This is a genomic window from Kitasatospora putterlickiae, from assembly GCF_039527695.1.
Lineage (GTDB): Bacteria > Actinomycetota > Actinomycetes > Streptomycetales > Streptomycetaceae > Kitasatospora > Kitasatospora putterlickiae.
On sequence record NZ_BAAAKJ010000225.1, the window covers coordinates 4,797 to 24,374 of the forward strand.

Sequence of the window (19,578 nt, forward strand, 5' to 3'; positions counted from 1 at the left end):
CTCGCCGTCTCCGGACGGTCAGCCCAGGTGGGTGCGGACGGCCTCGGCCAGCTTCTCCGCGACGGACCGCGCCTGCCCCTCGTCGGCCGCCTCGACCATCACCCGGACCAGCGGCTCGGTGCCCGACGGGCGCAGCAGCACCCGGCCGGTGGCGCCCAGGTCGGCCTCGGCGGCGGCGACCGCGGCGGCCAGCTCCTCGCTGGTCTTCACCCGGCTCTTGTCGACGCCCTTGACGTTGATCAGCACCTGCGGCAGCCGGGTCATCACGGCGGCCAGGTCGGCCAGCGGCTGCTTGGTCGCCGCCAGCCGGGCGCCCAGCATCAGGCCGGTCAGCGTGCCGTCGCCGGTGGTCGCGTGGTCCAGCAGGATGACGTGGCCGGACTGCTCGCCGCCCAGCGCGAAGCCCTGCTCCTTCATCGCCTCCAGCACGTACCGGTCGCCGACGGCCGTCTCGACCAGCTCGACGCCCTCGCGCCGCATGGCCAGCTTGAAGCCCAGGTTGGACATCACGGTGGCGACCGCGGTGTTGCGGCGCAGCGTGCCGGCCTCCTTCATGGCGACGGCGAGGATCGCGATGATCTGGTCGCCGTCGACCTCGTTGCCGTCCGCGTCGGCGGCCAGGCAGCGGTCGGCGTCGCCGTCCAGGGCGATGCCCAGGTCGGCGGAGTGCTCGCGCATGACGGCGCGCAGCCGGTCCAGGTGGGTGGAGCCGACACCGTCGTTGATGTTGAGGCCGGTGGGCTCGGCTCCCAGGGTGTGCACCACCTCGGCGCCGGCCCGGGCGAAGGCCTCGGGGGCGACGTAGGCGGCCGCGCCGTGCGCGCCGTCGATGACGACCCGGATGCCGTCCAGGCGGTTGGGCAGCACGCCGATCAGGTGGGCGACGTACTTGTCGAAGCCCTCGGTGTACTCGCGGACCCGGCCGACGGCCGCGCCGGTCGGGCGGTTCCAGTTCTCGCCGCCCGCCGCGTGCTTGTGGTAGTGGGACTCGATGGCGTCCTCGATCCGGTCGTCCAGCTTGTGGCCGCCGCGGGCGAGGAACTTGATGCCGTTGTCGGGCATCGCGTTGTGGCTGGCGGAGAGCATCACGCCGAAGTCGGCGCCGAGCACGCCGGTGAGATAGGCCACCGCAGGGGTGGGCAGCACACCGACCCGCAGGACGTCGACACCCGCGCTGGCCAGGCCGGCGATGACCGCGGCCTCCAGGAACTCGCCCGAGGCGCGCGGATCGCGGCCGACCACCGCGACCGGCCGGTGGCCGTCGAAGGCCCCCGCCTCACCGAGCACGTGCGCCGCCGCGACCGACAGGCCGAGCGCCAGCTCCGCCGTCAGGCCCTCGTTGGCCACACCGCGCACGCCGTCCGTACCGAAGAGTCGTCCCACTGTGCCGTCCTCCATCTCCGCAATGTCTTGCAGTGAATCCGATCGAATCCCCGGGCTCCGCACAATGGCCGGGGAACACGACGCCCCGGAGTACACGGGGTACTCCGGGGCGTGTAGAGCGCATCCGGGGGCGTGCACCACCAGGGCGGTACGCACCCCCGGGGGCGAAATTAGCGCTTGCTGTACTGCGGCGCCTTGCGGGCCTTCTTCAGACCGGCCTTCTTGCGCTCGACGGCGCGGGCGTCACGGGTCAGGAAGCCGGCCTTCTTGAGGGCGCCGCGGTTGTTGTCCACGTCGGCCTCGTTCAGGGCACGGGCCACGCCGAGGCGCAGCGCGTAGGCCTGACCGGACACGCCGCCGCCGCTGATGCGGGCGACGACGTCGTAACGGCCGTCCAGCTCCAGGAGCTTGAAGGGCTCGTTCACGGTCTGCTGGTGCACCTTGTTGGGGAAGTAGCCCTCAAGGGTGCGGCCGTTGATCTTCCACTGGCCGGTGCCGGGGACGATGCGCACGCGGGCGATCGCCTCCTTGCGACGGCCGAGGCCGGCGCCGGGGACGGCCTCGCCGAAGCGGCCGGCCAGGGACTCGGAGGTGTAGCTCTCCTCGGAGGTGTACTCGCCCTCGACGACGGTCTCGTCGAAGTCGACCTCAAGGGTTTCGGTGGTCTCGGCCACGGTGTTCCTCAGCTCTTTTCAGTGATGGGGGGCTTGGTGGCCGGAATTACTGCGCGACCTGGGTGATCTCGAACGGCACCGGCTGCTGGGCAGCGTGCGGGTGCTGGTCGCCCGAGTAGACCTTCAGCTTGGAGAGCATCTGGCGGCCCAGGCTGTTCTTGGGGATCATGCCCTTGATGGCCTTCTCGACGGCCTTCTCCGGGTTGTTGGCCAGGAGGTCGTCGTAGCGGACCGAGCGGAGACCGCCCGGGAAGCCGCTGTGGCGGTACGCCAGCTTCTGGGTCTTCTTGTTACCCGACAGGTGCACCTTGTCCGCGTTGATGATGATGACGAAGTCACCGGTGTCAACGTGCGGCGCGTAGATCGCCTTGTGCTTGCCCCGGAGGAGGTTGGCGGCCTGGGAGGCCAGGCGGCCGAGCACGACGTCGGTCGCGTCGATGACGTGCCACTGACGCTGGACGTCGCCGGGCTTGGGGCTGTACGTACGCACGGTCGTAGCCTTCGCTTTTCAGTGAGTGAGTCCTGACAGGAGCACCTGGAGGAGGGATCAGCCTGGCCGCCTTGGACGCAATTCAAGGGGGAGCCGCTGGTCGTCGACCTGATGTCTCCGGCGTACCGACCTCTCACGTGAGATAGAGCGAGCCAATACGCACATCAAGCGCCCAGGTTACCGGCAGGCGAGGAGAGGGTCAAAACCGCTCATCGGTCCCGCTCGACCCGGGTGACGTCCCAGACCGGTTCGGACGACTCGTAGACCTGCCCGTCGGCGCCGAACACCAGGAAACGGTCGAAGGTCCGGGCGAACCAGCGGTCGTGGGTGACGCACATCACCGTGCCGTCGAAGGCCTCCAGACCGGCCTGCAGCGCCTCGGCGCTCTCCAGGTCCAGGTTGTCGGTCGGCTCGTCGAGCAGCAGCGCGGTGACGCCGGACAGCTCCAGCTTGAGGATCATCAGCCGGGCCTGCTGACCGCCGGAGAGCGACTCGAACTTCTGCTCCTCCTGGCGGTCCAGCTCGTAGCGGCGCAGCGCGCCCATCGCGGCGCCGCGGCTGAGCGCGTGCTCCTCCTCGATGATCGAGCGCACCGTGCGGCCGAGCAGCTCGGGGTGGGCGTGGGTCTGCCGGAAGTGCCCGGGCACCACGCGGGCGCCGAGCTTCCAGGAGCCGGTGTGGGCGACCGTCGTGTCACCCGCGAGCAGCCGAAGCAGGTGCGACTTGCCGGCGCCGTTGGCGCCGAGCACACCGATCCGCTCGCCGTAGAAGACCTCCAGGTCGAAGGGCCGCATCAGGCCGGTGAGCTCCAGCCGCTCCATGGTGAAGGCGCGCACGCCGGTGCGCCCGCCCTTGAGCCGCATGGTGATGGTCTGCTCGCGCGGCGGCGCCTCCGGCGGGCCGGCGTCCTCGAACCTCTTCAGCCTGGTCTGCGCGGCCGCGTACCGGGAGGCCATGTCGTGGCTGATCGAGGCGGCCTGGCGCAGGGTGACGACCAGCTTCTTGAGCTTGGCGTGCTCCTCGTCCCAGCGGCGGCGCAGTTCCTCGAACCGCTCGAAGCGGGCCTTGCGGGCCTCGTGGAAGGAGTCGAAGCCGCCGCCGTGCACCCAGACGCTGGAGCCGGCCGCGCCGGACTCGACGCTGATGATCTTCTCGGCGGTGCGGGAGAGCAGCTCGCGGTCGTGCGAGATGAACAGCACGGTCTTCGGGGTGGCCTTGATGGCCTCCTCCAGCCAGCGCTTGCCCGGGACGTCCAGGTAGTTGTCCGGCTCGTCGAGCAGCAGCACCTCCTCGGGGCCGCGCAGCAGCGCCTCCAGGACGAGCCGCTTCTGCTCGCCGCCGGAGAGCGTGTTCAGGCCGCGCCACTGGGCCTTGTCGAAGGGCACGCCGAGGGCGGCCATCGTGCAGACGTCCCAGTCGGTCTCGTAGTCGTAGCCGCCGACGTCGGCCCAGTCGGAGAGCGCCTGGGCGTAGGCCATCTGGGTCTTCTCGTCATCCTGGGCGATCATCGCCAGCTCGGCCGCGTCGACCGCGCGGGCGGCCTTGGCGATCCGCTCGGGGGCGACGGAGACCAGCAGGTCGCGCACGGAGGCGTCGGCGGGCAGCGGGGCCGGGCCATGGCGGTCCTCGTCGGGCTGCCTGCCCTCGCGGCCGGTGGTGCCGACGAACTGGCGCATCACGCCGAGGCCGCCGCTGATCGTCACCGAGCCGCCGTGCGGCTGGAGGTCGCCCGCGATCATGCGCAGCAGGGTGGTCTTGCCGGCGCCGTTGGCACCGACCAGCGCCACCGCCGCGCCCTCCCCCACCCGGAAGGACGCGTCATCGAACAGCACCCGCCCGTCCGGCAGGTAGTACTCCAGGTGCGAAATCTCGACGTGTCCCATGGGGGCGATTGTCCCAAGCCACCGCCCCGGACCAAAACCGATTAACCGGCGGCGGGCGGCCCGGGCAGGGTGCGCATCCGGCGGGCGGCGCGGTTGCGCTCGGCGAGCTGGTCGTCCGGCGGGTAGCCGACCTCCTCCAGGGTCAGCCCGTACGGCCGGATCACGTTGACGGCGGAGTTGCGCACGCCGCCGGCCAGCACCTCGCCGGGGAACTCCACCGGCCGGTGCCCGTCGCCGACCAGCAGCATCGCGCCGACCAGCGCCCGCACCATGTTGTGGCAGAAGGCGTCGGCCCGGACGGTGGCGACCGCGAGCGAGCCCTCCTGGGCGGCGTAGGCGTCGACCGGGACACGGTCCCAGCGCAGCTCCAGCAGGGTGCGGATGGTGGTGGCGCCCTCGCGCTTCTTGCAGTACGCGGCGAAGTCGTGCTCGCCGAGCAGCAGCCGCGCGGCGGCGTTCATCTTCTCCAGGTCGAGCGGCCGGTCGTGCCAGAGCACGTGGCCGCGCAGCAGCGGGTCGACGCCACCGGGGTGGTCGGCGACCCGGTAGGCGTAGCGGCGCCAGATCGCCGAGAAGCGGGCGTCGAAGCCGGCCGGGGCCTCGGCCGCCCGGTAGATCCGGACGTCGCCCGGCAGCCGCCCGGCCAGCCGGCGGAGCAGCTTCGCGCCGTGCTGGGCCCACAGCTCGGCCGGCAGGTCGACGTGGGCGACCTGGCCGCGGGCGTGCACGCCGGCGTCGGTGCGGCCGGCCACGGTGAGCGGGAAGAGCCCGGAGCTGCGGGTGACGACCCGCAGGGCGGTCTCGATCTCCTCCTGGACCGTCCGGCGACCGCCCTTCTGCCGGGCCCAGCCGGAGAAGTCGGCGCCGTGGTAGGCGAGGTCGAGCCGGATCCGGACGTACCCGTCGGCCGGACCGTCCTTGACCGGCGGCCGCTCGGCGCAATCGTTGACCACTGCTCTCCACTCCCTGGACATGAGGAACGGGCCCGCTCCCCCACGAATGGGGAAGCGGGCCCGCGAACACCCGGTGGTGTCAGGCCTGCTCGGCGGCCTCGGCCTCGTCGGCCTTGGTCTCGGTGGCCTCGACCTTGGCGTCGGCCTCCTTGACGGCACGCTTGGTGGCGGCCTCGGCCTCGCCGACGGCGGTCTGCGCGACGGTCAGCGCCTCGACCAGCTCGATCACGGCCATCGGGGCGTTGTCGCCACGACGGGGACCGATCTTGGTGATGCGGGTGTAGCCACCCGGGCGGTTCTCGTAGCGCGGCGCGATCTCGGTGAAGAGGGTGTGCAGCACCGAGATGTCGGTGATGGTCTTGCGCACCAGGCGACGGTTGTGGATGTCGCCCTTCTTCGCCTTGGTGATCAGCTTCTCCGCCAGCGGGCGCAGGCGGCGGGCCTTGGCCTCGGTGGTGGTGATGCGGCCGTACTGGAACAGCTCACGGGCCAGACCGGCGAGCAGCAGGGGCTCGTGGTGCGGGCCGCCGCCGAGGCGGGCACCCTTGGTGGGACGCGGCATGGAATTACTCCTCGAATCTCCGACCGCGGCCGTACCAGGTACCGCGGCGGGCGTACGGGCACTGTGCCCGCACGACTTTCACGACGACGGGGGCGGTTCCGGGGAACCGCCCCCGCGGTCAAGTCTCTCAGTACTGCTCGGTCTCCGCGTAACCCGCGTCGTCCAGGTCGTCGGCGCCGAAGGCGTCGGCGGCGGCGGTCGGGTCGAACCCGGGCGGGCTGTCCTTGAGGGCCAGGCCCATGCCGGCCAGCTTCGCCTTGACCTCGTCGATCGACTTCGCACCGAAGTTGCGGATGTCGAGCAGGTCGGCCTCGGAGCGGGCGACGAGCTCACCCACGGTGTGGATGCCCTCGCGCTTGAGGCAGTTGTAGGAGCGGACGGTGAGCTCCAGCTCCTCGATCGGCAGCGCCAGGTCGGCGGCCAGGGCGGCGTCCGTCGGGGACGGGCCCATGTCGATGCCCTCGGCGTCGATGTTCAGCTCGCGGGCGAGGCCGAACAGCTCCACCAGGGTCTTGCCGGCCGAGGCCATGGCGTCGCGCGGACGCATGGCGGGCTTGGTCTCGACGTCGACGATCAGCTTGTCGAAGTCGGTCCGCTGCTCGACACGGGTGGCCTCGACCTTGTAGGTGACCTTCAGCACGGGGCTGTAGATCGAGTCGACCGGGATGCGGCCGATCTCCTGGCCGGAGGCCTTGTTCTGGACGGCGGAGACGTAGCCGCGACCGCGCTCGACGGTCAGCTCCATCTCCAGCTTGCCCTTGCCGTTCAGGGTGGCGAGGACCAGCTCGGGGTTGTGCACCTCGACACCGGCCGGCGGCGCGATGTCGGCGGCGGTGACCACACCCGGACCCTGCTTGCGCAGGTACATCACGACCGGCTCGTCGTGCTCCGAGGAGACGACCAGCTGCTTGATGTTGAGGATGAGGTCGGTGACGTCCTCCTTGACGCCCGGCACGGTGGTGAACTCGTGCAGGACGCCGTCGATGCGGATGCTGGTGACAGCGGCACCCGGGATCGACGACAGGAGGGTACGACGCAGGGAGTTGCCGAGGGTGTAGCCGAAGCCCGGCTCCAGCGGCTCGATCACGAACCGCGAGCGGAACTCGTCGACGACCTCTTCGGTCAGCGAAGGACGCTGAGCGATAAGCATGTTTTCTGATCCTCCAGTGATCTTCGGCACCCACTATTTGATGCCGAACAGAACCAGCGTACGGGCTCCCGCAAGAAACGGGAGCCCGTACGAGGTTTAAAGCAGAACCCAGCGTGCCCGAAGGCGCCGCGTCAGACGCGGCGGCGCTTCGGCGGACGGCAGCCGTTGTGCGGGGTGGGGGTGACGTCCTGGATCGAGCCGACCTCCAGGCCGGTGGCCTGGAGCGAACGGATCGCGGTCTCGCGGCCGGAGCCCGGACCCTTCACGAAGACGTCGACCTTGCGCATGCCGTGCTCCTGCGCGCGACGGGCAGCGGCCTCGGCGGCCATCTGCGCGGCGAACGGGGTGGACTTGCGCGAGCCCTTGAAGCCGACGTGGCCGGCGGAGGCCCAGGAGATCACGTTGCCCGACGGGTCGGTGATCGAAACGATGGTGTTGTTGAACGTGCTCTTGATGTGCGCGTGGCCGTGAGCGACGTTCTTCTTTTCCTTGCGGCGGATCTTCTTCGCGCCGGCAGCCTGACGACCCTTGGGGGGCATAAGTCTGTTCTCCTACTGAGGTGGTCGGTCCGCTGACCCGCGGGCCGGAGGGATGTCCGGTTACGGGACGGACTACTTCTTGCCCGGCTTCTTCTTACCGGCGATCGCGCGACGCGGGCCCTTGCGGGTACGCGCGTTGGTGTGGGTGCGCTGGCCGCGGACCGGCAGGCCCCGGCGGTGACGCAGACCCTCGTAGCAGCCGATCTCGACCTTGCGGCGGATGTCGGCGGCCACCTCGCGGCGGAGGTCACCCTCGACCGTGAAGTTGGCGTCGATGTACTGGCTCAGCTTGACCAGGTCTTCCTCGGCGATGTCGCGAACGCGGACATCCGGGTTGACGCCGGTCTCGGCGAGGGTCTGCTGGGCGCGGGTACGGCCGATGCCGTACACGTAGGTGAGGGCGATCTCGATCCGCTTCTCACGGGGGAGATCAACGCCGGCGAGGCGTGCCATTCAAGGCTCCTGTGGTTTTTCAGAGGTCTGGCGTGCCACCTACTCCAACACCTCACGGTGAGGGAGCCCCGGCCTCTGACCGGGGGCGGCAGTCCGTCCGGGGGACGGATCGGGTGGCCCGCTTATGACGTTTTCGCGTCGCGCGAAGTACTACGAGAAATGCGGGGGACGATCAGCCCTGGCGCTGCTTGTGGCGCAGGTTGTCGCAGATCACCATGACCCGGCCGTGACGGCGGATCACCTTGCACTTGTCGCAGATCTTCTTGACGCTCGGCTTGACCTTCATGTTTCAGGTTCTCCGGGTCTAGATCTGACGTTCTTACTTGTAGCGGTAGACGATCCGGCCGCGCGTGAGGTCGTAGGGGCTGAGCTCCACCACGACCCGGTCGTCCGGCAGGATGCGGATGTAGTGCATGCGCATCTTGCCACTGATGTGCGCGAGGACCTTGTGACCGTTCTGCAGCTCGACCTTGAACATCGCGTTCGGAAGAGACTCGATCACGGTGCCCTCGATCTCAATGGCGCCTTGCTTCTTAGCCATGAACTGCGAGATCCACCTTCCGGGACCGGCTACCGTATGCGGAACGCTCGTGCGAACCTGGGTCCACCCCGACCCCACCGAGGGGGAAGAGGGCGTGCTGGAGCACGCTACGAGTGAGCCGACGGTCCATCCTACGTCAGCACGCGGGCTGCTCCAAAACGGGGGTACCCGATCAGCGGGCGGCCGGAGCGGTCAGCGGCTCGACGTGCGCGGTGCAGGCCGAGCAGCGGCTGGCCGCCTCGGGGATCTCGGTCAGGCACTCGGGGCACGGGCGCTTCGGGGTCTTCGGCTTCTTCGGCATGTACCGCGCGGTGGCCTTGGTCACCGGCAGGACGACGCAGAAGTACAGCACGGCCGCGGTCATCAGGAACGCGATCAGCACGTTGAGGAACTGCCCGTACGGGAAGGTCACGCCGGCGACCGTCGCCTTGTAGGAGCTGAAGTCGCCCGCGGCGCCGACCACCACACCCACCAGCGGGGTGAGGAAGGCGGCGACGAAGCCGGTGACCACCGCGGTGAACGCGGAGCCGATCACCACACCGACCGCCATGTCGACCACGTTGCCGCGCATCATGAAGTCGCGGAATCCCTTGAGCACTGCTCTCTCCTGCCGATCGAAGCCACTACCGGCGCATAAAAATAGGACAAAAGCCCTGGAAGTCCAAACCTCCAGGGCCCTGATCCCTTGTCAGCGACGGGAGTTGGCCGCCCCGAGCGGCTCCGGCCCGACTCCGACACGGCTCCCGAGCGGCTCCGGCGCGCCTGCCGAGCGACTACGCCAGCGGGTCCGGCGCGGCGGTCACACCCAGCCTGGCCAGCATCTCCTTGCCGCCGTCGAAGGCGGTCAGCACGACCGGGCCCTGCTCGGTGACGGCCACCGAGTGCTCCCAGTGCGAGGCCCAGGTGCCGTCGTTGGTGACGACCGTCCAGTCGTCCTCCAGCACGGTGGTGTGCGGGGTCCCGAGCGAGACCATCGGCTCGATCGCCAGCACGGTGCCGGGGATCAGCTTGGGCCCCTTGCCGCGGCCGCGCTCGACGTAGTTCAGCACGTGCGGCTCCATGTGCATCGCGGTGCCGATGCCGTGGCCGCCGTACCCCTCGGTGATGCCCCACTTGCCCTTGGGCGGCAGCGGCTGGCGCCGGATGAAGCCCTCGATCGCCTTGGAGACGTCGGCCAGGCGGTTGCCCTTCTTCATCTGGGCGATGCCGGCCCACATCGAGCCCTCGGTGACCCGGCTCAGCATCTCCACCTCGGGGGCGACCTCGCCGACCGCGACGGTGATCGCCGCGTCGCCGTGCCAGCCGTCCAGGATCGCGCCGCAGTCGATCGAGATGAGGTCGCCCTCCCGCAGCACCCGGTCACCCGGGATGCCGTGCACGACCTCGTTGTTCACCGAGGCGCAGATCACGCCCGGGAACCAGAGGCCGCCGTGGTGGGCCCGGAAGTTCGAGGTCGCGCCGTGGTCCGTGATGACCTTGTCGGCGATGTCGTTGAGCTCCTGGGTGGTGATTCCCGGGGCGACCGCCTCACGGCACGCCTTGAGCGCCTCGGCGACGACCAGCCCGGCCGCTCGCATCTTCGCGATCTGCTCGGGGGTCTTGATCTCCACCATCTGGTCACGCCTTCCTTGGATTCCCGCCCGGTCCTTGCCGGGCGGCCGTGCACTCGTTCCACCGTACGTACGTCGCTGGCCTTCAAACCGTAGTCGGGGCTCAGCTGTCCTGCTTCAGCGCCTCGATCGCGCGCGCGGTGACCTCGTCGACCTTGCCGAGGGCCGGGATCGTCGCGATCAGGCCCTGCTGGCGGTAGTAGTCGATGATCGGCTCGGTCTCCGTGTGGTAGACCTCCAGCCGGGTGCGCACGGCCTCCTCGGTGTCGTCCGAGCGCTGGTACAGCTCGCCGCCGCACTCGTCGCAGACGCCCTCGACCTTCGGCGAGTTGTAGTCCACGTGGAACACGTGACCGCCGTCGTTGCGGCACAGCCGCCGGCCGGCGATCCGGCGGACGACCTCGTCCTCGGGGACCTCCAGGTCCAGCACGCCGTCCAGCTTGATGCCCTGCTCGGCGAGGAACTCGTCCAGCGCCTTCGCCTGGCCCAGGTTGCGCGGGAAGCCGTCCAGCAGGAAGCCGTTGGCGGCGTCCTCCTGGAGCATGCGGTCCTTGGCCATCCCGATGGTGACCTCGTCGGGCACCAGGCGGCCCGCGTCCATGTAGCTCTTGGCCTCGACACCCAGCGGGGTGCCCTGACCGATGTTGGCGCGGAACAGGTCGCCGGTGGAGATGTGGGGGATGGACAGGGTCTTGGCGAGCAGGTGCGCCTGAGTACCCTTCCCGGCCCCGGGGGGTCCGACGAGGACGATACGCATCAGCGGAGGAACCCTTCGTAATTACGCTGCTGGAGCTGGCTCTCGATCTGCTTCACAGTTTCGAGTCCGACGCCGACGACGATGAGAACGCTGGTGCCGCCGAACGGGAAGTTGGTCTGCTGTCCGAACGCGACGAGGGCGATCATCGGGATCAACGCGATCAGGCCCAGGTAGAGCGAACCCGGCCACGTGATGCGGGTGAGCACGTAGTTCAGGTACTCGGCCGTCGGACGGCCGGCCCGGATACCCGGGATGAACCCACCATACTTCTTCATGTTGTCGGCGACTTCTTCGGGGTTGAAGGAGATGGCGACGTAGAAGAAGGCGAAGAAGACGATCAGCAGGAAGTAGGTGGCCATGTAGATCGGGTGGTCACCGCGCACGAAGTGCTGGTTGATCCACACCGCCCAGCCGGCCTGGCTGTTGGTCAGCTGGACCACGAGGGCCGGGATGTACAGCAGCGACGAGGCGAAGATGACCGGGATGACACCGGCCTGGTTCACCTTGAGCGGGATGTAGGTCGAGGTTCCGCCGAAGGCCCGGCGCCCGATCATCCGCTTCGCGTACTGGACCGGGATCCGGCGCTGCGCCTGCTCGACGAAGATGACCAGCATCACAACGATGACGCCGACCGCGATGACCGAGAAGAACTCGACCCAGCCGCCGCCGATGGTGCCGGAACCCTTGATGGCCCACATCGAGGACGGGAACTGCGCGGCGATCGAGGTGAAGATCAGCAGCGACATGCCGTTGCCGATGCCGCGGTCGGTGATGAGCTCACCGAGCCACATGATCACCGTGGTGCCGGCGGTCATGGTCAGCACCATCACGGCGATCCGGAACACGCCGGTGTCCGGCACGATCTGGTTGGCGTAGACGCAGCCCGAGAACAGCGCGCCGCTGGAGGCCGTCGCCACGATGCCGGTGCCCTGGAGCACGGCGAGCGCGATGGTCAGGTAGCGGGTGTACTGGGTGATCTTCGCCTGGCCGGCCTGTCCCTCCTTCTTCAGCGCCTCAAGTCGTGGGATCACGACGGTGAGGAGCTGGAGGATGATGCTCGCCGTGATGTACGGCATGATGCCGAGGGCGAAGATCGTCAGCTGGAGGAGCGCGCCACCACTGAACAGGTTGACGAGCCCGAACAGGCCGTTGTTCTCGTTGTCCTTCAGGCACGCGTGCACCGCCTGGAAGTCCACCCCGGGGACGGGGACATGTGAGCCCAGCCGGAACAGCACCATGATGCCCAGCGTGAACAGCAGCTTCTTGCGCAGGTCGGGCGTCTGGAACGCCCGCGCGAACGCACTGAGCACGGTGCCTCCTGCGCCTCCCGCGCGTCGTCGGCGGGAGGGTCGGTCCTGAATGGGAGTTTGCGGAACGGGCTCCGTTACAGACGGCACAGGCGAGCCTATGCGCAGCCTACAAGGGAACTCCACGGACTCTAACAGTGCACGGCCACTCGAAAGAAGCGCGTACCGCCGGTCCCCCACTCATGGGGTACGGGATGCCCGGTTTTGCCACACAAAAGAACGAGGGCCGGATCGCGCCGCGCGGACGGCCCGCACGCGAAGAACCGGAAAAAGGCGCGAGCCCCGCGCCTCCCGAAGCGGGAGACGCGGGGCTCGCGGAAAGTCAGCGGGCTCAGACGAGCTCGGTGACGGTACCGCCGGCGGCGGTGATCTTCTCGGCGGCCGAGCCGGAGACGGCGTCCACCGTCACCTGCAGCGCGACCGAGATCTCGCCGGTGCCGAGCACCTTGACGAGGGAGTTCTTGCGAACCGCGCCCTTGGCGACCAGGTCCTCGACCGTGACCGCGCCACCCTGCGGGTAGAGCTCGGCCAGCTTGTCGAGGTTGACGACCTGGAACGTGATCTTGAACGGGTTCTTGAAGCCCTTCAGCTTCGGCAGACGCATGTGGAGCGGCATCTGGCCACCCTCGAAGCGCTGCGGAACCTGGTAGCGGGCCTTGGTGCCCTTGGTACCACGACCAGCGGTCTTACCCTTGGACGCCTCACCACGACCCACGCGGATCTTGTCGGTCTTGGCACCCGGGGCGGGACGCAGGTTGTGGATCTTGATCGGGTTGTCGCCCATGATCAGTCCACCTCCTCAACCGTCACCAGGTGACGGACCGTGTGGGCCATCCCGCGGATCTCGGGACGGTCCTCCTTCACCACGACGTCGTGCATGCGCTTGAGGCCAAGCGAACGCAGGGTGTCACGGTGGTTCTGCTTGCTGCCGATGTACGACTTGGTCTGCGTGATCTTCAGGCGAGCCATCAGGCACTCACCCCGGCAGCAGCCCGAGCCCGCAGAAGACCGGCCGGAGCCACGTCCTCGAGCGGCAGGCCACGGCGGGCCGCGACCTCCTCGGGACGCTGGATCTGCTTCAGCGCGGCAACCGTGGCGTGCACGATGTTGATCGCGTTGTCCGAGCCGAGCGACTTCGACAGGATGTCGTGAACGCCGGCGCACTCCAGGACGGCACGCACCGGGCCACCGGCGATAACACCGGTACCGGGGGCGGCGGGCTTCAGCAGCACGACGCCGGCGGCCTTCTCGCCCTGAACGGGGTGCGCGATGGTGCCCTGGATACGGGGGACCTTGAAGAAGTTCTTCTTGGCCTCCTCAACGCCCTTGGCGATGGCGGCCGGAACCTCCTTCGCCTTCCCGTAGCCGACACCTACGGTGCCGTCACCGTCGCCCACCACGACCAGCGCGGTGAAGCTGAAACGACGACCACCCTTGACAACCTTGGCGACGCGGTTGATCGCGACGACGCGCTCGACGTAAGCGGTCTTCTCGACGGCGGGGGCGTTGCCCCGGTCGTCCCGCTTACGGTCGCGCCGCTCGCCACCGGTGCCGCCGCCGGCGCCGCTACCGCGGCGCTGGGGTCCAGCCATTGGAATTACCTCTCTCGATTACGTCCGCCGACAGAGTCGACGAGCGGCTTAGAAGTCGAGCCCGGCCTCACGGGCCGCGTCCGCCAGGGCGGCGATGCGGCCGGCGTACCGGTTGCCCGCGCGGTCGAAGACGACCGACTCGATGCCGGCGGCCTTGGCGCGCTCGGCGACCAGGCTTCCGACCTTCTTGGCCAGCTCGGTCTTGTCGCCCTCGGCGCCCTTGATGGACACGTCGAGGGTGGACGCCGACGCCAGGGTGTGACCCTTGGCGTCGTCGATGACCTGGGCGACCATGTGACGGTTCGAGCGCGTCACGACGAGGCGCGGACGCACCTCGCTGCCGACGATGCGCTTGCGAACGCGGATCGCGCGGCGCTTGCGAGCGGCGCTCTTGTAGGCGTTGCCCTTGCCGATCTTGACAGAGACACTCATCGCTTACTTACCACTCTTTCCGACCTTGCGGCGGATGACCTCGCCCGCGTACTTGACACCCTTGGCCTTGTACGGGTCGGGCTTGCGCAGCTTGCGGATCTTCGCGGCGACCTCGCCGACCTTCTGCTTGTCGATGCCGTCCACGTGGAACTTGGTGGCCGACTCGACGACGAAGGAGATGCCCTCCGGAGCCTCGACGAGGATCGGGTGGCTGTAGCCCAGCTGGAACTCCATGTCGGAGCCCTTCGCCAGAACTCGGTAGCCGACACCGCTGATCTCCAGCGACTTGCGGTAGCCCGCGGTCACGCCGGTGATCATGTTCGCCACCAGCGTGCGGGTCAGGCCGTGCAGGGCCTTCGACTGACGCTCGTCGTTGGGGCGGGTGACGGCCAGAATGCCGTCCTCGCCCTTGCCGATCTCGATCGGCGCGGCGACGACGTGGGTGAGGGAGCCCTTCGGGCCCTTCACCGAGACCGTCTGGCCATCGATGGTGACGTCCACGCCAGCGGGGACCTGGATGGGCAGCCGTCCAATGCGCGACATTGCTGTACCTCCGTTTCCCGAATTACCAGACGTAGGCGAGAACTTCTCCGCCTACGCCCTTCTTGGCGGCCTGCTTGTCGGTCAGGAGGCCGGAGGACGTGGAGATGATCGCCACGCCCAGGCCGCCGAGAACCTTCGGCAGGTTGGTGGACTTTGCGTAAACGCGCAGACCCGGCTTGCTGATGCGCTTGATGCCGGCGATGGAGCGCTCACGGTTGGGGCCGAACTTGAGCTCGATGGTCAGCTTCTTGCCGACCTCGCCCTCGACGGGCTCCTCAACCTTGTAGGAGGAGATGTACCCCTCCTGCTGCAGGATCTCGGCGACGTGCGCCTTGATCTTGCTGGCCGGCATCGCCACGGAGTCGTGGTACGCCGAGTTCGCGTTACGCAGACGCGTGAGCATGTCTGCGATGGGGTCGGTCATGGTCATGATGGCCTCAGGCCTCTCTCGCCGCGGTTTCTCCGCGCCAGGTCCCCCTTCCGCACTCTTCCGAGTTCGTCAGGGGCACAAGCGCAGGGGACCTGCGACGTCGTAAGACTGGGTGCGAGCCCTCTCGCAAGAGGGCCACGGGCATCCATGGGGAAGCCGTGGCTGGGGGCCCGACCCCACTACCTTACGGGAATCCGTACGGCAGGCCCAAAACGGGCCGGTGTGGGATCGGGCACCTCTGCTTCGCTGCGTGCCTGGAGCGTCCGGCTCCTCTAAGGAAAGAGGATTACCAGGAGCTCTTGGTCACGCCCGGCAGCTCGCCACGGTGGGCCATCTCGCGGAGGCACACACGGCACAGGCCGAACTTGCGGTACACCGAGTGCGGACGGCCGCAACGCTGGCACCGGGTGTAGGCCCGGACGCCGAACTTCGGCTTCCGCTCGGCCTTCGCGATGAGGGACTTCTTCGCCATTTGCTCACGCCTCCTTGAACGGGAAGCCCAGAGCACGCAGGAGCGCCCGGCCCTCGTCGTCGGTCTGCGCGGTGGTCACGACGGTGATGTCCATACCGCGCTGACGGTCGACCTTGTCCTGGTCGATCTCGTGGAACATAACCTGCTCGGTCAGACCGAAGGTGTAGTTGCCACGGCCGTCGAACTGCTTGGGGGAGAGACCGCGGAAGTCACGGATACGCGGCAGGGCCAGCGACACCAGACGGTCCAGGAACTCCCACATGCGGTCACCACGGAGGGTGACGTGGGTGCCGATCGGCTGGCCCTCGCGCAGCTTGAACTGCGCGATGGACTTGCGAGCCTTGGTCACGGCCGGCTTCTGACCGGTGATCGCGGTCAGGTCGCGGATCGCGCCCTCGATCAGCTTGCTGTCACGGGCGGCCTCGCCGACACCCATGTTGACGACGACCTTGACCAGGCCGGGCGTCAGCATGACGTTCTCGTACGAGAACTGCTCCTGCAGCTGACCCTTGATCTCGGAGTTGTAACGCTCCTTGAGGCGGGGGGTCACCTTCTCAACAGACGTCTCAGACATCAGATGTCCTCACCGGTTCGCTTGGCAACGCGGATCTTGTTGCCCTCGTCGTCGAAGCGGTAGCCAACGCGGGTGACGACCTTCTTGCCGTCCTTCTCCACGACCAGCTGGACGTTGGAGACGTGCACCGGGGCCTCGACGGTGACGATGCCACCCTGAGTGCCCGGACCCGGCTTGGTGTGCTTCTTGACCCGGTTCACACCCTCGACCAGGACCTTGTTCTCAGCCGGCAGGGCCTGGATGACCTTGCCCTGCTTGCCCTTGTCCTTGCCGGTGATGACCTGAACCAGATCACCCTTCTTGATCTTCATGCTGTTCGCCATGGGTTAGAGCACCTCCGGCGCCAGCGAGATGATCTTCATGAACTTCTTGTCGCGCAGCTCGCGGCCCACCGGGCCGAAGATGCGGGTACCGCGGGGGTCGCCGTCGGTGTTCTTCAGAACGACAGCGGCGTTCTCGTCGAACCGGATGTACGAACCGTCGGGACGACGGCGCGACTTCACGGTACGGACGACGACGCACTTGACGACGTCACCCTTCTTCACCGAACCGCCGGGGATCGCGTCCTTGACGGTGGCGACGATGACGTCCCCGATACCGGCGTAGCGGCGACCGGAACCACCGAGAACGCGGATGCAAAGGATTTCCTTCGCGCCCGTGTTGTCGGCGACACGCAGTCGCGACTCCTGCTGGATCACAGCTTTCTCCTGATCGTCAACGAGAGCTGACGGGCCGGCCGCTGCTCACACCAGCGCCCGCGAGGGACCTGGTGCACATACGGCCGTACCGCATCAACTTCGTTACTTGGCCTTCTCGAGGATCTCGACGACGCGCCAGCGCTTCGTCGCGGACAGCGGGCGGGTCTCCGCGAGGAGGACCCGGTCGCCGATGCCGCAGGCGTTCGCCTCGTCGTGCGCCTTCAGCTTGTTCGTACGGCGGATGACCTTGCCGTACAGCGCGTGCTTGACGCGGTCCTCGACGGCGACGACGACGGTCTTGTCCATCTTGTCGCTGACGACGAGACCCTCACGGGTCTTGCGGAAACCGCGCGTCTCGTTGGTGTTCTCAGTCATCAGGCGTTCTCCACCGTCTCGATGCCCAGCTCGCGCTCGCGCATCAGGGTGTAGATCCGCGCGATGTCCTTACGGACGAGCTTGAGCCGTCCGTGGTTGTCGAGCTGCCCGGTCGCCGCCTGGAAGCGGAGGTTGAACAGCTCCTCCTTGGCCTCGCGCAGCTTGGCAACGAGACCCTCGTTGTCCAGCTGGCGGAGGTCAGCAGCCTTGGTAGCGGCCGACATCAGCTCTCACCGTCCTCGCGCCGGACGATCCGGCACTTCATCGGAAGCTTGTGAGCGGCGCGGGTCAGCGCCTCACGAGCGACCTTCTCGTTCGGGTACGACAGCTCGAACATGACCCGACCCGGGTGCACGTTCGCGATCCACCACTCCGGCGAACCCTTACCGGAACCCATGCGGGTCTCGGCCGGCTTCTTGGTCAGCGGACGGTCCGGGTAGATGTTGATCCAGACCTTGCCGCCACGACGGATGTGACGGGTGATCGCGATACGAGCGGACTCGATCTGACGGTTCGTCACGTAGGCCGGGGTCACGGCCTGGATGCCGAACTGGCCGAACGCCAGCTCGGTGCCACCCTTGGAAGCGCCGCGGCGCTTCGGGTGGTGCTGCTTGCGGTGCTTGACCCGACGGGGGATCAGCATTGCGGTCAGGCCTCCGTTCCGGTGTTCTCGGCAGCCGGAGCCTCGACGGCCGGGGCCGCGGGGGCCTCGGCAGCGGCGGGACGACGGCCACGGCCACCGCGCTCGCCACCGCGACGCTCGCCACCGCGGGCGGGACGACCACCCTCGGGACGGGCCGGGCGGTTGCCCGAGCGGGCAGCGGCGTTCTCAGCGCGGACCTCGGCGATGTTCTTGACGTCGCCCTTGTAGATCCAGACCTTCACGCCGATGCGGCCGAAGGTGGTCTTGGCCTCGAAGAAGCCGTAGTCGACGTTCGCGCGCAGGGTGTGCAGCGGCACACGGCCCTCGCGGTAGAACTCCGAACGGCTCATCTCGGCGCCGCCGAGACGACCGGAGCACTGGACCTTGATGCCCTTGGCGCCGGACTTCATGGTGCCCTGCATCGACTTGCGCATGGCACGGCGGAAGGAGACGCGGGAGGACAGCTGCTCCGCGACGCCCTGAGCCACGAGCTGGGCGTCCAGCTCGGGGTTCTTGACCTCAAGGATGTTCAGCTGGACCTGCTTGCCGGTCAGCTTCTCGAGGTCGCCGCGGATGCGGTCGGCCTCGGTGCCGCGCCGGCCGATCACGATGCCGGGGCGAGCGGTGTGGATGTCAACGCGGACGCGGTCGCGGGTGCGCTCGATCTCGACCTTGGAGATGCCGGCGCGCTCCATGCCCTTCGTCATCATGCGACGAATGGCGACGTCTTCCTTGACGTAGTCCTTGTACAGCTTGTCGGCGTACCAGCGGGACTTGAAGTCCGTGCTGATGCCGAGGCGGAACCCGTGCGGGTTAACCTTCTGGCCCATTACCGGGTCCCTTCCTTGCTGCTGACGACCACGGTGATGTGGCTGGTCCGCTTGCGGATCCGGTAGGCACGGCCCTGGGCGCGCGGACGGAACCGCTTCAGGGTCGGGCCCTCGTCAACGTACGCCTCGCTGATGACGAGGTCGTCCACGTTGGAGTGGTTGTAGTTGTGCGCGGCGTTGGCGATGGCGCTGTCGAGCACCTTGCCGACCGGCACGGTCGCGGCCTGCGGAGCGAAACGCAGGACCGCCTGGGCCTCCGTGGCGTTCAGGCCACGGATGAGGTCCACCACGCGGCGGGCCTTCATGGGCGTGACGCGGATGTACCGCGCCTGGGCCCTGGCTTCCATGGTTGTCCCCTTGCTGGTGTAAGTCATTGAGTCGGTAATCTCGCTGGCGACTAGCGACGCTTCGACTTGCGGTCGTCCTTGACGTGACCGCGGAAGGTACGCGTCGGCGCGAACTCGCCGAGCTTGTGGCCGACCATCGACTCGGTGACGAACACCGGGACGTGCTTGCGGCCATCGTGCACCGCGATCGTGTGCCCGAGCATGGCCGGGAAGATCACGGAGCGACGGGACCAGGTCTTGATGACGTTCTGGGTACCCGCCTCGTTCTGCGCGTCCACCTTCTTGAGAAGGTGGCCGTCAATGAAGGGGCCCTTCTTGAGACTGCGCGGCATCTGACCTG

At 68.1% G+C, this 19,578-nt stretch carries 31 protein-coding genes; all 31 read right to left on the reverse strand.

Annotation, left to right across the window (positions count from 1 at the left end):
* Positions 1 to 18: 18 nt before the first annotated feature.
* Positions 19 to 1,383: a phosphoglucosamine mutase gene (gene glmM / locus ABD308_RS22550; protein WP_344338079.1), complete on the reverse strand. Its 1,365-nt coding sequence runs from the start codon at positions 1,381 to 1,383 to the stop codon at positions 19 to 21.
* 170 nt (positions 1,384 to 1,553) lie between these two features.
* The gene (rpsI, locus tag ABD308_RS22555) at positions 1,554 to 2,057 is read right to left on the reverse strand and encodes a 30S ribosomal protein S9 (protein ID WP_224273932.1); all 504 of its coding nucleotides are present in this window, start codon (positions 2,055 to 2,057) and stop codon (positions 1,554 to 1,556) included.
* Between the two features lie 46 nt (positions 2,058 to 2,103).
* Positions 2,104 to 2,547, reverse strand: coding sequence for a 50S ribosomal protein L13 (gene rplM, locus ABD308_RS22560; protein ID WP_030055846.1), 444 nt, complete (start codon positions 2,545 to 2,547; stop codon positions 2,104 to 2,106).
* Between the two features lie 209 nt (positions 2,548 to 2,756).
* Entirely contained in the window at positions 2,757 to 4,430 is a 1,674-nt protein-coding gene (locus ABD308_RS22565) for an ABC-F family ATP-binding cassette domain-containing protein (RefSeq protein WP_344338003.1), read from the reverse strand.
* A gap of 41 nt (positions 4,431 to 4,471) precedes the next feature.
* A complete protein-coding gene (gene truA, locus ABD308_RS22570; RefSeq protein WP_344338004.1) occupies positions 4,472 to 5,383 on the reverse strand; it encodes a tRNA pseudouridine(38-40) synthase TruA in 912 nt (303 codons plus the stop codon).
* Between the two features lie 79 nt (positions 5,384 to 5,462).
* Positions 5,463 to 5,945: a 50S ribosomal protein L17 gene (gene rplQ, locus ABD308_RS22575; RefSeq protein ID WP_344338005.1), complete on the reverse strand. Its 483-nt coding sequence runs from the start codon at positions 5,943 to 5,945 to the stop codon at positions 5,463 to 5,465.
* A 127-nt stretch (positions 5,946 to 6,072) separates the two neighbouring features.
* Positions 6,073 to 7,095: a DNA-directed RNA polymerase subunit alpha gene (locus tag ABD308_RS22580; protein ID WP_030055844.1), complete on the reverse strand. Its 1,023-nt coding sequence runs from the start codon at positions 7,093 to 7,095 to the stop codon at positions 6,073 to 6,075.
* Positions 7,096 to 7,226: 131 nt separating this feature from the next.
* Complete coding sequence (gene rpsK, locus ABD308_RS22585) at positions 7,227 to 7,634, reverse strand: 30S ribosomal protein S11 (protein WP_014136257.1); 408 nt, start codon at positions 7,632 to 7,634, stop codon at positions 7,227 to 7,229.
* Between the two features lie 72 nt (positions 7,635 to 7,706).
* Positions 7,707 to 8,087, reverse strand: a complete 381-nt coding sequence (gene rpsM / locus ABD308_RS22590) for a 30S ribosomal protein S13 (RefSeq protein WP_344338008.1) — start codon at positions 8,085 to 8,087, stop codon at positions 7,707 to 7,709.
* A gap of 172 nt (positions 8,088 to 8,259) precedes the next feature.
* Positions 8,260 to 8,373: a 50S ribosomal protein L36 gene (gene rpmJ / locus ABD308_RS22595; protein WP_003956441.1), complete on the reverse strand. Its 114-nt coding sequence runs from the start codon at positions 8,371 to 8,373 to the stop codon at positions 8,260 to 8,262.
* A 33-nt stretch (positions 8,374 to 8,406) separates the two neighbouring features.
* On the reverse strand, positions 8,407 to 8,628 hold the full coding sequence (gene infA / locus ABD308_RS22600; RefSeq protein ID WP_003956442.1) for a translation initiation factor IF-1: 222 nt from the start codon (positions 8,626 to 8,628) through the stop codon (positions 8,407 to 8,409).
* A gap of 172 nt (positions 8,629 to 8,800) precedes the next feature.
* Entirely contained in the window at positions 8,801 to 9,226 is a 426-nt protein-coding gene (gene mscL, locus ABD308_RS22605; protein ID WP_344338010.1) for a large conductance mechanosensitive channel protein MscL, read from the reverse strand.
* Positions 9,227 to 9,401: 175 nt separating this feature from the next.
* Positions 9,402 to 10,241 carry a type I methionyl aminopeptidase gene (gene map / locus ABD308_RS22610; RefSeq protein WP_344338012.1) on the reverse strand — a complete coding sequence of 280 codons (840 nt, stop codon included), beginning with the start codon at positions 10,239 to 10,241 and terminating at the stop codon, positions 9,402 to 9,404.
* Positions 10,242 to 10,341: 100 nt separating this feature from the next.
* Positions 10,342 to 10,995 (reverse strand): adenylate kinase, encoded by a 654-nt coding sequence (locus ABD308_RS22615; RefSeq protein ID WP_344338014.1) that lies wholly within the window; start codon positions 10,993 to 10,995, stop codon positions 10,342 to 10,344.
* On the reverse strand, positions 10,995 to 12,305 hold the full coding sequence (gene secY, locus ABD308_RS22620; protein WP_344338016.1) for a preprotein translocase subunit SecY: 1,311 nt from the start codon (positions 12,303 to 12,305) through the stop codon (positions 10,995 to 10,997). The genes ABD308_RS22615 and secY overlap by 1 nt, the downstream gene beginning before the upstream one ends.
* Positions 12,306 to 12,633: 328 nt before the next feature.
* Entirely contained in the window at positions 12,634 to 13,086 is a 453-nt protein-coding gene (gene rplO / locus ABD308_RS22625; RefSeq protein WP_380629753.1) for a 50S ribosomal protein L15, read from the reverse strand.
* 2 nt (positions 13,087 to 13,088) lie between these two features.
* A complete protein-coding gene (rpmD, locus tag ABD308_RS22630; RefSeq protein WP_030055835.1) occupies positions 13,089 to 13,271 on the reverse strand; it encodes a 50S ribosomal protein L30 in 183 nt (60 codons plus the stop codon).
* The gene (gene rpsE / locus ABD308_RS22635; protein WP_344338017.1) at positions 13,271 to 13,894 is read right to left on the reverse strand and encodes a 30S ribosomal protein S5; all 624 of its coding nucleotides are present in this window, start codon (positions 13,892 to 13,894) and stop codon (positions 13,271 to 13,273) included. Before rpsE ends, rpmD begins: the two co-directional genes overlap by 1 nt.
* 48 nt (positions 13,895 to 13,942) lie before the next feature.
* Positions 13,943 to 14,326, reverse strand: a complete 384-nt coding sequence (gene rplR, locus ABD308_RS22640; protein WP_344338019.1) for a 50S ribosomal protein L18 — start codon at positions 14,324 to 14,326, stop codon at positions 13,943 to 13,945.
* Positions 14,327 to 14,329: 3 nt separating this feature from the next.
* Positions 14,330 to 14,869, reverse strand: a complete 540-nt coding sequence (gene rplF, locus ABD308_RS22645; RefSeq protein ID WP_030393304.1) for a 50S ribosomal protein L6 — start codon at positions 14,867 to 14,869, stop codon at positions 14,330 to 14,332.
* Positions 14,870 to 14,891: 22 nt separating this feature from the next.
* Entirely contained in the window at positions 14,892 to 15,299 is a 408-nt protein-coding gene (rpsH, locus tag ABD308_RS22650; RefSeq protein WP_030055831.1) for a 30S ribosomal protein S8, read from the reverse strand.
* Positions 15,300 to 15,585: 286 nt separating this feature from the next.
* The gene (locus ABD308_RS22655; protein WP_030393303.1) at positions 15,586 to 15,771 is read right to left on the reverse strand and encodes a type Z 30S ribosomal protein S14; all 186 of its coding nucleotides are present in this window, start codon (positions 15,769 to 15,771) and stop codon (positions 15,586 to 15,588) included.
* Positions 15,772 to 15,775: 4 nt separating this feature from the next.
* Entirely contained in the window at positions 15,776 to 16,345 is a 570-nt protein-coding gene (gene rplE, locus ABD308_RS22660; RefSeq protein WP_030300393.1) for a 50S ribosomal protein L5, read from the reverse strand.
* Positions 16,345 to 16,656 (reverse strand): 50S ribosomal protein L24, encoded by a 312-nt coding sequence (gene rplX / locus ABD308_RS22665; protein WP_100892787.1) that lies wholly within the window; start codon positions 16,654 to 16,656, stop codon positions 16,345 to 16,347. Before rplX ends, rplE begins: the two co-directional genes overlap by 1 nt.
* A gap of 15 nt (positions 16,657 to 16,671) precedes the next feature.
* Positions 16,672 to 17,043, reverse strand: a complete 372-nt coding sequence (gene rplN, locus ABD308_RS22670) for a 50S ribosomal protein L14 (RefSeq protein ID WP_030393301.1) — start codon at positions 17,041 to 17,043, stop codon at positions 16,672 to 16,674.
* A 102-nt stretch (positions 17,044 to 17,145) separates the two neighbouring features.
* Positions 17,146 to 17,418, reverse strand: coding sequence for a 30S ribosomal protein S17 (rpsQ, locus tag ABD308_RS22675; protein ID WP_030055826.1), 273 nt, complete (start codon positions 17,416 to 17,418; stop codon positions 17,146 to 17,148).
* Positions 17,418 to 17,642, reverse strand: a complete 225-nt coding sequence (gene rpmC, locus ABD308_RS22680; protein ID WP_030300387.1) for a 50S ribosomal protein L29 — start codon at positions 17,640 to 17,642, stop codon at positions 17,418 to 17,420. The genes rpsQ and rpmC overlap by 1 nt, the downstream gene beginning before the upstream one ends.
* Positions 17,642 to 18,061, reverse strand: coding sequence for a 50S ribosomal protein L16 (gene rplP / locus ABD308_RS22685; RefSeq protein ID WP_030300385.1), 420 nt, complete (start codon positions 18,059 to 18,061; stop codon positions 17,642 to 17,644). Before rplP ends, rpmC begins: the two co-directional genes overlap by 1 nt.
* Before the next feature lie 5 nt (positions 18,062 to 18,066).
* Positions 18,067 to 18,891 carry a 30S ribosomal protein S3 gene (gene rpsC, locus ABD308_RS22690; RefSeq protein ID WP_097237487.1) on the reverse strand — a complete coding sequence of 275 codons (825 nt, stop codon included), beginning with the start codon at positions 18,889 to 18,891 and terminating at the stop codon, positions 18,067 to 18,069.
* Positions 18,891 to 19,238: a 50S ribosomal protein L22 gene (rplV, locus tag ABD308_RS22695; RefSeq protein WP_045304593.1), complete on the reverse strand. Its 348-nt coding sequence runs from the start codon at positions 19,236 to 19,238 to the stop codon at positions 18,891 to 18,893. Before rplV ends, rpsC begins: the two co-directional genes overlap by 1 nt.
* Before the next feature lie 50 nt (positions 19,239 to 19,288).
* Complete coding sequence (gene rpsS, locus ABD308_RS22700) at positions 19,289 to 19,570, reverse strand: 30S ribosomal protein S19 (protein ID WP_030055821.1); 282 nt, start codon at positions 19,568 to 19,570, stop codon at positions 19,289 to 19,291.
* Positions 19,571 to 19,578: the final 8 nt, after the last annotated feature.